Annotated in this window: 11 protein-coding genes; 6 read left to right on the top strand and 5 right to left on the bottom strand. The window is 60.0% G+C overall.

Features of this window, described 5'->3' with window-relative positions:
- Positions 1 to 32 precede the first annotated feature (32 nt).
- From QZ302_RS02220 to QZ302_RS02230, 3 genes are all read left to right on the top strand, one after another.
- Positions 33 to 2,099 carry a SurA N-terminal domain-containing protein gene (locus QZ302_RS02220; RefSeq protein WP_294591980.1) on the top strand — a complete coding sequence of 689 codons (2,067 nt, stop codon included), beginning with the start codon at positions 33 to 35 and terminating at the stop codon, positions 2,097 to 2,099.
- 128 nt (positions 2,100 to 2,227) lie between these two features.
- Positions 2,228 to 3,496 carry a dicarboxylate/amino acid:cation symporter gene (locus tag QZ302_RS02225; RefSeq protein WP_294591983.1) on the top strand — a complete coding sequence of 423 codons (1,269 nt, stop codon included), beginning with the start codon at positions 2,228 to 2,230 and terminating at the stop codon, positions 3,494 to 3,496.
- 12 nt (positions 3,497 to 3,508) lie between these two features.
- Positions 3,509 to 5,563 carry an alpha-L-fucosidase gene (locus tag QZ302_RS02230; protein WP_294591985.1) on the top strand — a complete coding sequence of 685 codons (2,055 nt, stop codon included), beginning with the start codon at positions 3,509 to 3,511 and terminating at the stop codon, positions 5,561 to 5,563.
- A gap of 76 nt (positions 5,564 to 5,639) precedes the next feature.
- Here the strand turns inward: QZ302_RS02230 and QZ302_RS02235 are convergent, their stop codons facing one another.
- From QZ302_RS02235 to QZ302_RS02255, 5 genes are all read right to left on the bottom strand, one after another.
- Positions 5,640 to 8,564 (bottom strand): hypothetical protein, encoded by a 2,925-nt coding sequence (locus tag QZ302_RS02235; RefSeq protein ID WP_294591987.1) that lies wholly within the window; start codon positions 8,562 to 8,564, stop codon positions 5,640 to 5,642.
- Positions 8,565 to 8,588: 24 nt separating this feature from the next.
- Positions 8,589 to 8,930, bottom strand: a complete 342-nt coding sequence (locus QZ302_RS02240) for a translation initiation factor (protein WP_294591989.1) — start codon at positions 8,928 to 8,930, stop codon at positions 8,589 to 8,591.
- An 11-nt stretch (positions 8,931 to 8,941) separates the two neighbouring features.
- Entirely contained in the window at positions 8,942 to 9,976 is a 1,035-nt protein-coding gene (pheS, locus tag QZ302_RS02245; RefSeq protein WP_294591991.1) for a phenylalanine--tRNA ligase subunit alpha, read from the bottom strand.
- 26 nt (positions 9,977 to 10,002) lie between these two features.
- Positions 10,003 to 10,827 (bottom strand): pantoate--beta-alanine ligase, encoded by an 825-nt coding sequence (gene panC, locus QZ302_RS02250; protein ID WP_294591993.1) that lies wholly within the window; start codon positions 10,825 to 10,827, stop codon positions 10,003 to 10,005.
- A 193-nt stretch (positions 10,828 to 11,020) separates the two neighbouring features.
- Positions 11,021 to 11,407 (bottom strand): DUF805 domain-containing protein, encoded by a 387-nt coding sequence (locus QZ302_RS02255; protein WP_294591995.1) that lies wholly within the window; start codon positions 11,405 to 11,407, stop codon positions 11,021 to 11,023.
- Between the two features lie 212 nt (positions 11,408 to 11,619).
- On the opposite strand from QZ302_RS02255, the gene rnr reads away from it, so the two are divergent.
- The 3 genes from rnr to QZ302_RS02270 are packed head-to-tail and all read left to right on the top strand — an operon-like array spanning position 11,620 to position 15,296.
- Entirely contained in the window at positions 11,620 to 14,040 is a 2,421-nt protein-coding gene (rnr, locus tag QZ302_RS02260; protein ID WP_294591997.1) for a ribonuclease R, read from the top strand.
- A gap of 24 nt (positions 14,041 to 14,064) precedes the next feature.
- Positions 14,065 to 15,012, top strand: coding sequence for a tyrosine-type recombinase/integrase (locus QZ302_RS02265; protein WP_294592000.1), 948 nt, complete (start codon positions 14,065 to 14,067; stop codon positions 15,010 to 15,012).
- Positions 15,009 to 15,296, top strand: a complete 288-nt coding sequence (locus tag QZ302_RS02270) for an HPF/RaiA family ribosome-associated protein (RefSeq protein ID WP_294592002.1) — start codon at positions 15,009 to 15,011, stop codon at positions 15,294 to 15,296. Before QZ302_RS02265 ends, QZ302_RS02270 begins: the two co-directional genes overlap by 4 nt.
- Positions 15,297 to 15,740 lie beyond the last annotated feature (444 nt).

The following is a 15,740-nucleotide window of genomic DNA, read 5'->3' on the forward strand; positions in this document are numbered from 1 at the left end:
CCACAAGCAAATAAAAAAGAGAATATAACAGCATGGTAACTCTCAACACCCTCAGAAACAAAGGCGGCGTGCTGCTCGCGATCGTGATCGGCGTCGCGTTGCTGGCTTTCGTGCTCGGTGACATGTTCACCTCGGGGAGCACCCTGATGAACAGCTCGAAGATGAACGTCGGGACGATCGACGGCGAAAAAATCTCGATGCAGGAGTACGGACACGCTATCGACGAACTCACCGAAGTACAGCGGATTACCACCGGACGCGAAGGCTCCAACGAAGAGCAGAACGAGATGATCCGCGTGCAGGCGTGGGATCTGATGATCCGGAACAAGGCCTTGAAACCGGCGCTGGCGGAGGTGGGGCTGACCGTTTCGGACGAAGAACTGGTCGATCTGATGAGCGGTGCCAACCCGTCGCCGATTCTGGTCCAGATGTTCGGCGATCCGCAGACCGGGCGGTTCGAACCGGCCATGCTGCGGCAGCTGCTGGCCAATGTCGAACAGGATCCGACTGGCCGGTTGCAGATTTTCTGGAACTATTTGCAGGGCGAGGTGGCCGACCAGAGCCTGATCTTCAAATTCAAAACCTTGGTGGACAAGGCGGCTTACGTAACGGGCTTCGAAGCCGAACGCATGGCGGCCTTGGAGGGGGAAACGTACGGGGTGGACTACCTCGTGAGCCGGTACGAATCGGTGCCGGACAGCACGGTGACGGTGAACGATGCTGCGCTGCGGAAATACTACGACACGCATCGCGGGATGTTCCGGCAGCAGGACTTGCGCGAGATCGAATACGTCACCTTCGAAGCGCTTCCTTCGCAGGAAGACTATGCGGCGGCGGAAAAGAACGTTCGCGAGATGGCGGACGGGCTGCGGACGACCGGCAATGTGCGTCAGTTCGTCTCGATGAACTCGCACAATCCGTTCGATGCCAGATACTATAAGGCCGGGGAGTTGACCGGCGAATTGGGCGCGTTCGCTTTCGGGGCGGGGGCCGATGAGGTGTACGGGCCGGTATTGAGCGGCGACCAGTGGACGATGGCCCGGGTGGCTGATGTGCAGACCATGCCGGACAGCGTGCGGTTGAGCAGCATCGTGATTCCGGCGGAACCGAAGGCTTTTGCCGACAGTTTGTTGAACGCTTTGCAGCGCGGGGCGGACTTTGCCGCTGCAGCGCGGGCCCACTCGGTCGAAGCGCAGCAGGTCGACGGTGACGGCGACCTCGGGATGATGGATCCGCAGGTGTTGGCGCCGCAGTTCGCGGATGTCGTGAAGGAGATGAATGTCGGCGATATCCGGACGGTGGCGACGCCGGAGGCGATCTGCATCCTGAAAATGACGGATCGCAAAGGGATGGCGCGCCGGGTGCAGCTCGGGGTGCTGAATTACAATGTGGAGGCGAGCGAACAGACTCGGAATCAGGTTTATGGCGAGGCCAATAAATTCGCTACGGCAGCGGCTGCGGGCGGATTCGAGAAGGCGGTGAACGACGCGGCGCTGGCTAAGCGGGTGGCGACTATCAGTTCGAACGACCGGACGGTCGGCGGGATCCAGCAGTCGCGCGAGCTGGCCCGGTGGGCTTTCAATGGCGAACAGGGCGAGCTGTCGGACGTCAAAGAGTTCGGTAACTATTTCGTGGTGGCGACCATTACCGGGGTGCGGGAAAAGGGAATCGCACCGTTCGAACAGGTGAAAGAGGACTTGAAAACTTTGGTCGTGCGGGAGAAAAAGGGTGAAATGCTGGCGGCGAAAATGAAGGGGGCGGCTTCGGTGGCGGCCTTGGCTTCGACCTTGGGGGTGGATACGCTGCACAACGACGATATCAATTTCGGCGGATTCATGGCTCCGGAGGTCGGTTTCGATCCGGCATTTACCGGCGGGGTGTCGGGGATAGGCAAGACGGGGGTGGTTTCGAAACCTATCGTCGGTCGGATCGGAGTCTATGCGGCTCAGATCACCGATCAGCGGAAAGCGGCTCCGATGGATGTGGCGGTGGAAAAGGCTCGTCTGGCGGCGGAAGCGCAGCAGAGTGCGTTTATGGCCGCTTACGAAGCGTTCCTCGACTTGTGCGACATTCAGGATACGCGCTACCGGTTCTATTAATCGGTGTGAATTTGTCCCGGCTCTATTAAGTAAGAGGCTTAGCCTTTTTACGGATTGTATCGCATATATGTCGGCCTTACGCAGCATCGACCGCGTAAGGCCTTTTTTACAGATATACGCCTCATCGAATGAAATTCAGTGCCATTCCTTTGTATGCCCGAATCCTGCTCGGAATGATAGTCGGGATCGCGATCGGTCTGCTGGCCGTTCCGTGCGGTTTCTCCGGTCTGGTGACCGACTGGGTGAAACCTTTTGGCGAAATTTTCATGCGCCTGCTGAAATTTATCGCCATTCCGCTCGTGATGGTCTCGCTGATTAAGGGGGTGGGGAGCCTCGGCGACATTGCCTCGCTTTCTAAAATCGGTTTGCGGACGATCGGTATCTATATCTGTACCACCGTGTTGGCCATTGCTGTCGGGCTGGTGCTCGTCGAGGCGATTGCCCCGGGGAAGGTCGTAGGCGCCGAGAGCGCGGCGGCTATGGAGGCGGACTATCGGGCGGCTGTCACGGAGCGCAGCGTCCAGGCCGAGGGGATGGCTGAGGTACCGCCGTTGCAGTTTCTGGTCGATATCTTTCCGGACAACTGGATCGGAGCGATGGGCGATAACGGCCGGATGTTGCAGATTATCGTGATCGCGGTGCTGGTCGGGGTGGCGGTTCTATCGGCGGGACGGGAGCGGACGGAACCGTTCATGAAGCTGATCGACGCGTTGGATGCGATTCTTCTGCGACTGATCGACCTGATTATGCGGTATGCGCCGATCGGTGTGGCGGCTTTGATGGCTGGGATGGTCGCCGACACGGCGGGGAATTTGGAGCTGCTCGGGGCGTTGGGGCTCTATGTGGTGACGGTGGTGTTGGGACTTTTGTTGATGATTTTTCTGTTTTATCCGTTGCTGGTTCACTTTTTCTCGAAGATTCCCGTGCGGAAATTCCTCCGGACGATGTCGCCGGTGCAGCTGTTGGCTTTCACCACCAGTTCGAGCGCGGCGACGCTGCCGCTCAATATGGAGGTCGTCGAACGAAAGTTGGGGGTTTCGCAGCGTGTCACCTCTTTTGTCTTGCCGATGGGGATGACGATCAACATGGACGGTACGAGCCTGTATCAGGCGGTGGCGGCGGTGTTTATCGCTCAGGTGTTGGGGATCGACCTGACGGGGGTGCAGTTGCTGACGATTGTGGCGACGACGACGCTCTCGTCGATCGGGACGCCGGGGGTGCCGGGCGGGAGTATCGTGGTGCTGTTGATGGTGTTGTCGTCGGTGGGGATTCCGCCGGAGGGGCTGGCTCTGATTCTGGGGCTCGACCGGCCGTTGGATATGCTGCGGACGGTGGTGAATGTCACGGGCGATGCGACGGTGGCTTCGATCGTCGATGCCGGTACTTCCAATGACTAATCCGTTTCAATTATGAAGATCGTAACAAAACTCTTTTTTGGCCTGATGGCCTGTGCGTTCGTCTCTTGTCGGGATACCGTCCGGGCACCGGAACCGATTTATCCGGTGCCGACTCCGGCCCAGGTCGCCTGGCAAAAGATGGAGACCTATGCTTTTGTCCATTTTGGTCTCAATACCTTCAACGACCTTGAATGGGGCTACGGGGATACGCCGGCTGAGACTTTCGACCCCACCGATCTCGATGCCGAGCAATGGGTACGTATTATTCAGGCGGCGGGTTTCAAGGGTATCATCCTGACAGCCAAACATCACGACGGTTTTAATCTCTGGCCGAGCAAGTATACGGAGTATAGTGTCAAGAACTCGCCGTGGCGGGAAGGGAAAGGAGATATGGTGCGCGACCTGGTCGATGCCTGCCGCAAGTACGGGCTTAAATTCGGGCTTTATCTCTCGCCTTGGGATCGCAATCATGCCGAATATGGCGGGCCGGAGTATGTCGAATATTTCCACAATCAAGTGCGCGAATTGTTGAACGAATACTGTGACAGCGTCGAGCTGTTCGAATACTGGTTCGACGGGGCCAACGGCGGCGACGGTTACTACGGGGGGGCCCGCGAGAAGCGGTCGATCGATCCGACGACCTATTACCGGTACGAACAGGCGGTCGAGTCCATCCACTCCAAATTTCCGGACGCCATGATTTTCGGCGGTACGGAACCCACGATCCGTTGGGTCGGCAACGAAGAGGGATGGGCCGGCGAGACCGACTGGGCTCCATATAAAGTAGGTGATAACCCGCATTACGGATCGCCCGACGGTACGCAGTGGTTGCCGGCCGAGTGCGACGTATCGATCCGCCCCGGATGGTTCTATCATCCGCGGGAAGACCATCAGGTGCGGACGCTATCGCATCTGGTAGATATCTATTATCGTTCCGTGGGCCGAAACGCGACTCTGTTGATGAATTTTCCGGTGGCGTTGGACGGTCGGATCCATTCCTTGGATTCGGCTCGTATTATGGAATGGCGACAGGCATTGGACGAGCAGTTCCGAACCGATTTATTGGAGGGTATCGTACCTGCGGCGAGCGATATACGCGGTCGGAAATTCGGTGCCGAGCGGATGACGGACGGTCGATGGGAGAGCTATTGGGCTACATCCGATTCGGTGACGACGGCCAGCGTCACATTCCGATTCGACACGCTTACGAATCTCAATCGTCTTCTCTTGCAGGAGTATATCCCGCTCGGGCAGCGTGTGTCGCGGTTCGGTATCGAGTATCTCGACAGTCTCGATAACTGGCGACCGGTCGAGACGCCGGATACGATGAGCACGATCGGTTACAAACGGATCATCCGGTTTGCGAGCGTGGCGACGAAAGGGGTGCGGGTGAATTTTCTCCAATCGCGGGGGCCGCTTTGTATCAATAATATAGAGGCCTATCATGCACCGGTGTTGATGGTCGAACCGACGATCCGGCGGACGGGACAAGGTGTGGTGTCGATTGGGGCGGTTCCCGGTGCCGAGATTCGGTATACGACGGACGGAACGACGCCAACGCTTGTGTCGCCCGTGTATCGCGAACCGTTCGAATGGGCTGCTCCGGGAGAGGTGCGAGCCATAGTGATCGATCCGGTGTTGGGCACGATCAGCCCGGTTGCCACACGGAAATTCGATATTCCGACGGCTGCGTTTCGGGTTGTTAAACCGGCTAAACCGCGGACTGAAGTGATCTTCGACGGGAATCCAACGACAGTCTGGTATTTGTCGCTGGAGGAGGGCCGGGAGTTGATTTTCGATCTGGATCGCCCCCGTATGCTGACCGGCTTGACCTATACGCCCGATATGAGCCGTTGGGGAAGCGGTCCTGTCTCGAAGTACCGGATTTATGTGGATGGACGGAAGGCCGCAGCCGGTGAGTTTTCCAATATCAAGGCGAATCCGGTGGAACAGACTGTCGTTTTCTCGGAGCCGATTTCGGGTCGCCGGATTCGTTTCGTTGTGGAGGCGACGGCGGACGAGGCGCCGCAGGCGGCGTTTGCCGAAGTGACGGTTTTGACCGAGTAAACAGTCGGAGTTGAGGTAAATGCACGCCTTGTAACGATTTTTCGTTGCAGGGCGTGTGTTGTGTTTGATACAGGGGTTAGAAGCTCAACGAAAGCCCCGCTCCGAAATAGAAATCGGCATTCGACGGCGAAGCCAGCGTGAATTTGACCGTCGCCGGTGTCGTCGAACCCGCTACATTCACCTCGAATGCGATATCGCCGCCGTACGACCAGATGTTTCGTCCCTGTGTCCTGCCTCCGTCGGCGAAATAGAGACCCCGGCTCGCATCGCCGAACAGATTCATCCAGATGCGTTTGAAGTAGATCAATCCGTTGATCCCCCCGTCCGGATAGCAGACCGGAAAGGTGTAGTCCACCGAAGCCGCCCCGTAATACTTAGCCGCCCATCCGTTGTAAGCGCCGCGCGGAAAGAGCGGTTTTTGTGCGAAGCCTAACTCCGCCTCCGTCTGATAAGCCGCTCCAGCTCGTATCGTAAAGCTGTGATTCCGCAGCAAACCCGGCAAATAACCTCGCAGATAGAGGCTGTACAACCGTCCGAATCGGTCGTTGAACGCCCCCGTGACATCCGCCCGCACCGCATAGCCCAACCGCGGCACGATGCACCGTGTCGAAGCTCGTCGGTTGTCGCTCCACGACAACGAAGCCTGGTATTTCTGGAACCCTTTGGTCAGCGTGAAACCCGCGTCGGTGCTTCGATACAGCAGCGAGTTGTAGTGCGTGACCGAGAACGACGGCTGAAACAGCCGCAGGTGGCTTCCGCCCGAAAAACGCAGCGGCACGGCGATCGTCCCGCGCAGGTGGAGGTAGTTTTTCAGCCCGCCCGGCACGTAGATGCCGACTGCCCGATCCTCCGCCGAGGCATAAACGCCCTGTTTCCCACCCCCGTATTCCACCTCGGCCGTGATCTGCATCGGCAGCCCCGCATAAGTCCACGACGCATGCAGCCGGTCGTTTCCCTGCATCCGCCCGTAGGTCGCCGTCCCATAGCTGTCGCCCATCACGCTCTGGAAAAAGAGACTCGCTCCGAAGCCGATCGCCAGACCCCGCTCGTCTGCATTGAGCAGGTCGTCCATATCCGCCGTCACCGGAGCCCAGCTGTGGACGTTGAACCACCGCAGCGCCTTGTTGTATTTCCGCACCTTATGCGTCGTCACAGAGTCGTCCATCGGCAAGGCGCTCATCGTCGGCACCTCCCATGCCGGTGCCGGAATGTTCAGCAGATTCTTCGGCAGCCGCCGTCGAACGACCGTATCCTGCACGGCAGCGATGCCGGTTTTGGCGATCTGGTAACCCGCTGCGGTGTAGGTGGTAAATAGTACCTCGCCGCGCGAAGCGTCCCCCGCCGGCCCGTAAGCTCCGAACCGCGAAGTCGTCATCCGCCGTTCCGGATAGCCCGCCTCGGTCAGGTCGATCGTATGGATTTCGTCTTTTCCCGACTCGATGGAGCTGAAATAGAGCCGTCCGGCACCGTCCGCCGTCAGCCCGCTGATCGTCGTCATCGACGGTTCCGTCACCTCTTCCATTGCCGTGAATCGCCCGGTCGACACCGATATCCGCCGCAGGTGCATCCCCCGCTCGCCCAGGGCGATGAAGGCCAGCGTCCGGGTCGAGTCGTCCCAGGCCACGCCGTGCACCGTGGTCAGCCGGTCGAGCCGCAGCCGGTCGATCTCCCGGAAATCCGTCGCCGCGTGCAATACCAGATCGCTCCCCCCCAAGCTGTCCGGCGACACGGTGACGATGAACGGCCGGTTGTCGGCCGTCAGCGGCGTGACGAAGTAGTTGGCCCGCCACCGTCCGTAAGTATGTCGCCGGCCGGTCGCCAGGTCGAGGCTGCGTACCACCGAATAGGTCTTGTACTCCCACACCGGATGGGGCTTGAATTCCGTCCACCACAACGTGTTCCCCGCCACCGTCGGCCGGCTCGACGGCGGAGCGATCCACCGCAAAGTCCGTTCCCGATGCCGCCGCTTCGTGGCGGTCGTGTCGAACATCACGAACCGCGTCGGCGTGTCGTAATCCGTCTTGGTGGCCACCACTCCCCACGGCGTGGAGAGCGGGTCGGCATAGGTCGTGAAGCCGCTCTTCCGTCGCGCCGGAGCGGTCAGTGTCCGGTAGCTGTTCGACACCGCCGAGTAAGGTTTCCAGTGGGTGTACAGGTCTCCCAGCGCCCGGCGGCTGATGTCGCTCAGATGGGCGCCGTAGTGCCGTTTCAGGTAGAGGCGCATCGGCACGATCAGAATGGGCCACTTGCCCGCATATTCCACCGCCCGGCTCCACACCTCCGGCCCGTAGTATCGTTCGCCCGCCGCCACCAACTGGTAACCGTATTCGTATACCCCCGGCACATACCGCCGGTAGGAGCCGGCGTTCCACACATCGCTCCGGAGCCGGACGTTCGCGCTGTCGGCCGCGAACAAAGCCCGCATGCCGACCGTAAACGACGGCTGATAAGCCCTCCCGAACTCCGAGTATTGCGTCTCGGCCAGCGTCGCGTCTCCTTCGAGGTACCAGGTGGGGGTCACCAGCATCCCCACGCACGTCCCCGCCTCGCCGAAGAGCCACGAAGCGATGCGGGTCAGTCCGCTCCGCAGCGAGGAGAGCTGTACCACGTGCCGGCTCTCGTGCACGGCCAGCTGCTTGAGCCACGGATCGGCATAAATGTCCCCGCCCGCCGGAGCCGTGGTCATGAGCTCCATCCGTTTCGGGGCCCAGACGACTTCGCCGTTCGAGTAGAGGTTTTCGGTGTGTAAAACGATGGGGATTCGCTGCGGCGCGCGTGTGAAACCGTGGGTGATGGTCGGCGCGATGGAGTCCATGAAACCGGCCAGTGCCGTCGCCGTCGGCGCATAATAGTCGGGGTAGACGAGTTTATAGGTCGGACTTTTGATCTGTCGCCACCGGAGACCGGCCGGGCCGCGTCCGTTGTAGTAGAATTGCGCCTGTGCACCCAGCGGCAGCAGGGTGAGCAGCAGCAGAAAGCGGCCGAAGAGCGGACGGAACATAAGAATAAGAAAAAGAGGAAAGGGTCAGATTTTACGGGCCTTGTATCCCGCCTCGGTCAGTATGCCGACGATTTTGTCGCGAAAGTCGCCTTGTATGATGATCTCTCCCTCCTTGGCCGACCCGCCGACGCCGCACTTCTGTTTCAGGAACCGGCACAGCTCTTTCAGGTCCTCCTCCGTGCCGACGAAATCGGCCACGACGGTCACCTGTTTTCCGCCCCGGTTCCGGCGGTCGAGGGCTACGCGCAGCCGCTGCCTGCCCGGCGCGAGCGTCTCCTGCTCCGGAGCGGCGTCGGTGGTGTATTCGAAGTCGGGATTGGTGGAGTAGACCGTGCCCAGGCGCGCTTTCCAGTCGTTCTGGCTCATGGCGTATCGGATTAGAACACCGGCGTGAATTGCCGCAGGAACCGGAGGTCGTTTTCGAAGTAGAGCCGCAGGTCTTTGACGCCGTATTTGAGCATGGCGATCCGTTCGACCCCCATCCCGAACGCGAAGCCCGAGTACTCCCGGCTGTCGATCCCGCACGCCTCCAGGACGTTCGGGTCGACCATCCCGGCTCCCATGATTTCGAGCCACCCGGTGTGTTTGCACACCGCGCAGCCCTTGCCTCCGCACAGATTGCACGACACGTCCACCTCGGTCGACGGCTCGGTGAAGGGGAAGTAGGAGGGCCTCATTCTGATCTCCGACTTTTCGCCGAACATCTCCTTGGCGAAGTGGAGAATCGTCTGTTTCAAGTCGGCGAACGAGACGTTGCGGTCGATATAGAGCCCTTCGACCTGGTGGAAGATGCAGTGTGCCCGATACGAGATCGCCTCGTTGCGGAAGACCCGTCCCGGACAGATCACCCGGATCGGCGGCCGCTGGTTCTGCATCACCCGCACCTGGATCGACGAGGTGTGCGTCCGCAGCAGGATGTCCGGATCTTTTTCAACGAAGAAGGTGTCCTGCATATCCCTCGCCGGATGCTCCGGCGGGAAGTTCAGGGCCGTGAAGACATGCCAGTCGTCCTCGATCTCCGGCCCGTCGGCCGGTACGAAGCCGATGCAGCCGAAAATGTCGAGGATCCGGTTCCGTACCAGCGAAATCGGATGGCGCGTTCCGACCCGTTCCGCCGTCGCCGGTCGCGTCATGTCCATCTCCGCTCCATCTCCCGCCCCTGCCGCCAGCGCGGCCTCTTCCAGAGCCGTTCGGAGCTCTTCGATCCGTTGCGCGGCCGTCGTCTTCAGCCGGTTCAACGCCTGCCCGAGCGTCCGCTTCTCTTCGACCGGCGCGCTTTTGAACGCGTCGAACAAGGCCGTAATGCTCCCCTTCTTGCCCAACAAACGGATGCGGAAGGCCTCTACCTCAGCCGGCGTTTTCGGCGCGAAAGCCTCCACTTCGGCCTGCAATGCTTCTATCTGCGCTATCATAATCGTTTTCTTTGATTGTCCGTAGGTTAAATCGCGACGTTGTCGATCAGCCGCACCGCCCCCGCCTGCACCGCGACGAAGCAGCGCAGGTCGCCCGACGAATCTCCCCACTCCGTCGCCGGCTGCAAGGTATCCGCCGTCGCGATCTCGACATATTCCGTCTTCAGCAAAGGATTCGCGTCGATCCGCTCCGCAATCAGCCGCTTGGCCTCCGCCACCGGCACAGCCTCCCGTAGGCTCCGCGCCGCGTCCGAGAGCACCTCGTAGATGTGCGGCGCCGCCGCCCGGTGTTCCGGCAGGAGCAGCGCATTGCGCGAGCTCCGCGCCAATCCGTCCCTGTCCCGCACGATCGGACAGCCCGTAATCTCGATCGGCAGCCCCAGCTGCGCCACCATGTGGCGAATGATCGCCAATTGCTGGAAATCCTTTTCGCCGAAAAACGCCCGGTGCGGTCGGACGATCTCGAAGAGCCGCGAAACTACCTGTCCCACCCCGTTGAAGTGTCCCGGCCGGTGTTCGCCCTCCATCACCCGATCCAGCCCGCCGAAGTCGAACACCCGCGTGTCCGGTTCCGGATAGATTTCGGCTACCGAAGGGGCGAAAACGAAATCGACGCCGGCCTCTTCGAGCAGCTCCAGGTCGGCTGCTTCGGTGCGCGGATAGCTTTCGAGGTCTTTCGGGTCGTTGAATTGAGTGGGGTTGACGAAGATGCTGACTACGGTGGTGTCGCACGCTTCGCGACAGGCCTTGACCAACGAGAGGTGACCTTCGTGCAAGGCGCCCATCGTCGGTACGAAACCGACGGTTCCGGTGTATTCTGCGAGCTCCGACGCTCGCCTGCAAAGTTTCATCGGGTTGAGATATTACTCTTTTGGAATGTGATGCGCGGCGACATGTCGTCGTCGGAAACAGACAAAAATACGGATTATAAACGAGACCGAAAAATCGCGCCTCCGCACCCGGCGGAATCCGGATGCGGAGGCGCAGAAAAGAGGGGGAACCCCGCGGGAGAGCATGTCGCTCTCTCCGGGTTTCGGACGGTCGTTAGGCGTTTTTCGGATTGGCGCCGAACCGGTTTTCGCCCGGCTGGCTGTCCTGAGCCTGCCAGATGATGTAGAGGATCGTACCTACCACCGGAATGAGGCAGATGAAGAACCAGCCGAAAGCCCGGCCGGTGTCGTGCAGACGACGCGAAGCCACTGCCAGATTCGGAACCAGCACGGCGAGTGCAAACAACGGGCCTACGACCGGAATGTACCTCAGGATGGCAGCCAGAATGCAGTTGAAAAGCGTCGGCCACCAGAATTCGCTCCGGCGTGCCCGGCCTGCGAAGTTGGCGTAGTTGGTCCAGAACAGCTTGTAGCACTCGATGGCGCCGTTCGGGTGGGTGTTGCTCGTAGCAACGGTGTTGTTTTCGTTGATGTTTTCCATAGTGAATGGTATTTGATGTGTGAAAAATCTGTCGCAAAAATAGTGATTCTGTCAGAAAGTCGGCAGAAAACAAGGATTTAATTTTTGATTCGGACTCACATCTCTTTCGTATCGGGCCGAAAAGGGCTCTTTTTTCGGGAATTTCGCGCCGCGCTATCCCGGCCCCGTGAATAAATCACTATCTTTGAGCCGCATAATTTACGTAAGAATAGATGTTAAAGAAACTGAAAAAGAAATTGGGGCTTCGCGGCGGTAAGGGCGGAGCTCAGGCGGTGCGGCAGGCGACGGGCGAGGAGCGCCCGAACGTGCCGGAGGTGGCGGTACGGGAGATCAAACGGATGTTGTTCGAGGCTTTTTCCGACCATCCGTCGCGGATTTACGACTCGAAAATGGCGGCCAAGCAGATCGGCATACAGGGCAACGACGGGCGGAAGATGGTGCACGACCTGATGCGCGAGATGGCGGCCGAAGGGGTGTTCGAAAAGGTAGGGGCGGGGCAGTACCGACTGGTGCGGAAGCAGCTGCCCACGAAGACCGGGCGCGTGGATATGACCGCCAGCGGGATGGCCTATATCATCGTGGACGATGCCGCCGAGGGCGAGAAAGATATCATCGTCGAGCCGCGCAACACCCACCATGCGCTGCACGGCGATCGGGTGCGGGTGGCCATTATCGGTCGTCGGCGCGACGGACGGATCGAGGGCGAGGTGGTCGAGACGCTGGAACAGGGCAAACGCACGTTCGTCGGGCGGATCGAGATTTCGGAGAAGTACGCTTTCGTGATTATCGACTCGCGGACGATGCCCGCCGACATTTTCGTGCCGCTCCGATCGATCAATGGGGCGGAGAACGGGCAGAAGGTGATTGTGCAGATCGTCGAATGGCCCGAGACCTCGAAAAATCCGACCGGCGAGGTGGTCGACGTGCTGGGAAATTCCGGGGACAACAACACCGAGATGCACGCCATTCTGGCGGAGTACGACCTGCCGTATCACTTCCCGGAGGAGCTGGAGCAGGCCGCCGACAAGATTAAGGCGGGGATTACGAAGGCCGAAATCAAGCGGCGCAAAGATATGCGCGGGGTGGCGACCTTCACGATCGACCCGGCCGACGCCAAGGACTTCGACGACGCACTCTCGATCCGGCGGCTCGAAAACGGAAATTGGGAGGTCGGGGTGCATATTGCGGACGTGACGCACTATGTGCGGCCGGGCGATGCCATCGATACCGAGGCGGTGGAGCGGGCGACGAGCGTCTACCTGGTGGATCGCACCGTGCCGATGCTCCCCGAGGCTTTGTCCAACGACCTCTGCTCGCTCCGTCCGAACGAGGAGAAACTCACCTTCTCGGCCATCTTCGAACTGGACGACGAGGCTAAGGTGCTGAACGAGTGGTTCGGGCGCGCCGTGATCCTCTCCGACCGGCGGTTCGCCTACGAAGAGGCGCAGGCGGTGATCGAGGGGCGGCCGGAGGCGCAGAACGAGCCGTTGCGCGAACAGATCCTGACGCTCGACCGGCTGGCCAAGAAACTGCGGGCGGAACGGTTCCGGAACGGCTCGATCGGGTTCGAACGCGACGAGGCGAAGTTCGTGCTGGACGAACACGGGAAACCGCTCAGCGTATACTTTAAAGAGATCAAGGACTCGAACCAGCTGATCGAGGAGTTCATGCTGCTGGCCAACCGCAAGGTGGCGGAGTTCATCGGGCGCAAGCGGCCGGGGCAGCGGACGGAACGGACGTTCGTCTACCGCATCCACGACAAACCGAACGAAGAGAAGCTGGCCAACTTCAAATCTTTCATCACCCGCTTCGGCTACAATTTCAAGGCTGAGAAAGGGAAGGCGGTGGCCAAGGAGATGACCCGGTTGCTGGCCGACATCAAGGGGAAGAAGGAGGCGAATTTAGTATCGACTCTCGCTATCCGGTCGATGGCCAAGGCGGTCTACTCGACCACTAATATCGGACACTATGGTTTGGCGTTCGACTACTACACCCACTTCACCTCGCCCATCCGGCGCTATCCGGATATGATGGTACACCGCCTGTTGCAGCACTATCTGGACGGCGGCAAGTCGGAGGACAAGGAGACGTACGAAAAGCTGTGCGACCACTCGTCGGCTATGGAGATTCGGGCGGCCGAGGCCGAACGGGCGTCCATCAAATACAAGATGGTCGAGTTCATGGAGGACAAGGTGGGGCGCGAGTTCGACGGCTCGATCTCGGGCGTTACCGATTGGGGGATCTATGTGGAACTCGCGGAAAACAAGATAGAGGGGATGGTCGCCTTGCGGGATATGTCGGACGACTACTACGCGTTCGATGCCGAGAACTATGCCGTGGTGGGACATACCACGGGGCGGCGGTTTACGTTGGGCGACGAGGTGCGGATTCGGGTCAAGCGGGCGGACTTGAGCCGCAAGCAGCTCGACTTCGAGATGGTCGGGACGATCGACTTCCACACCCGGAAACTGGATCGGCTGCCGGAACCGGTCGCCTCGGGCGACGGTCTGGGCGCTTCGGCGCGCGAGGCTAGGCGGGCGGCACAGGGGGGCGGTTCGTCGCGCAGCGGCTCGTCACGGAAACGGCGGGGAGGCGGCAAATCGCGTTCGCGAGGCGGACGCTCGAAGGAGTAACCATCGGGGAGAGGAGAGGGGGCGATGTCGGACGCTATCGAACGCTTCGGACGTTACATGGCCGCCGAACGGCGTTGTTCGCCGGCGACGGTCGATATCTACACCCGCGACCTGCGCGGGTTCGAGGCCTACCTGAAAGCGGCGGCCGATTCTTCCTCTGCGGCCGGATTCGATCCGGCCGCGGTGACTTTGGCCGATGTGCGGGGGTGGGTGATGCGCGAGGTCGAGGCGGGAACGGCCGTCGGAAGCGTCAATCGGAAAATATCGACCTTGCGCTCTTTCTTCCGCTATCTGATGCGGGAGGGGATCGTGGTCTCCAATCCGGTGCGCGAGATCAAGGCGTTGCGCGGGGGACGGCGGCTGCCGGTCTTTGTGGAACAGAGCCGGATGACGCAATTGGTGCGGGTGCTGGAGGAACCCTCGGAAGAGTTTCCGATCGAGCGCGACGCGGCAGTGATTCTGTTGCTTTACGGTTGCGGTTTGCGGCGTTCCGAGCTGGCTTCGCTGACGTTGGGGAGTATCGACCTGCGGGCCGGGACGGTGCGGGTGATGGGAAAGGGGGTCAAGGAGCGGATCGTTCCGATTTTGCCGGAGGTGGCGACACGTTTGGAACACTATTTGTTGCTCCGGGCGAAAGAAAAAATTTGCGAGTCGGCGGAAAATTGTCTATTTTTAACCAACAAAGGACGGGGCCTTTCGGCGCAGGGGGTGTATGGCATCGTGAGGAGCTACTTCGCGGCGGCGGGGGTGCAGGGGAAGCGGTCGCCGCACGTGTTGAGGCACACTTTCGCCACGCATCTGATGCAGCACGGCGCTTCGGTGCGGGTGGTGCAGCAGCTCTTGGGACATGCTTCGCTGGCGGCGACGCAGATTTATACCCACAACACCATCGAGTCTTTGAAGAAGACCTATAATCAGGCCCATCCGAGGGCGATGTCAAATATTCAGAAAACGAAGGAGGATAAAGTATGAACATTCAGATTCAATCCGTGAAATTCGATGCCGATCAGAAACTGATCGATTTCGTGCAACATAAGGTAGGTAAGCTGGATCGCAAGATCGATAACAGTACGGGCGCCGAAGTGACGCTCAAGCTGGACAAGGACGACGCGGCGGGGAATAAAGTGGCGATGGTGAAGTTGGCGATCCCGGGTCATGAATTGGTGGCCGAGCGGCGCAGCAAGTCGTTCGAGGAGTCGATCGACCTTTGCGTGGACGCGATCAAACGCCAGATCGAACGTTACAAGGACAAGTAGGTCGGTTGGGCTCGGTCGAGGCTGTCGTGCGTTTTGGGGTAGAGGCTGGTAGTTGAAATGCGTCAGCATTTCCCGTCCACGGGACGTGGGGCCCGCGCGCGGACAAAGATTTGGGCCGCCGGCAGTTTGAGGATGCGTCAGCATCCGTCTAAAGTTTTTCTGGTTCTCTTTGTTCACAAAGAGAACAGTTCGAGGCAGGGCAAAACTCGACCGCGCGCGACCGCTGGAGTAGGAAATCATTCAAACGCGTGGTGCGCGTTTGAATAAGATTTCCTTCAGCGCGCGGACAGAGAACGGAGGTAGAGGCGGCCAGTGGAAATGCGTAAGCATTTCCCGTCCACGGGACGTGGGGCCTGCGCGGCCCGAGCGCAGTACTCTCAAACTAAAACGTGCGCCCCGCCTAAAGAAGCGATTCAACTATTTCGGCGATGAGCCGAATCTAGA

Source organism: uncultured Rikenella sp. (assembly GCF_910579375.1).
Lineage (GTDB): Bacteria > Bacteroidota > Bacteroidia > Bacteroidales > Rikenellaceae > Rikenella.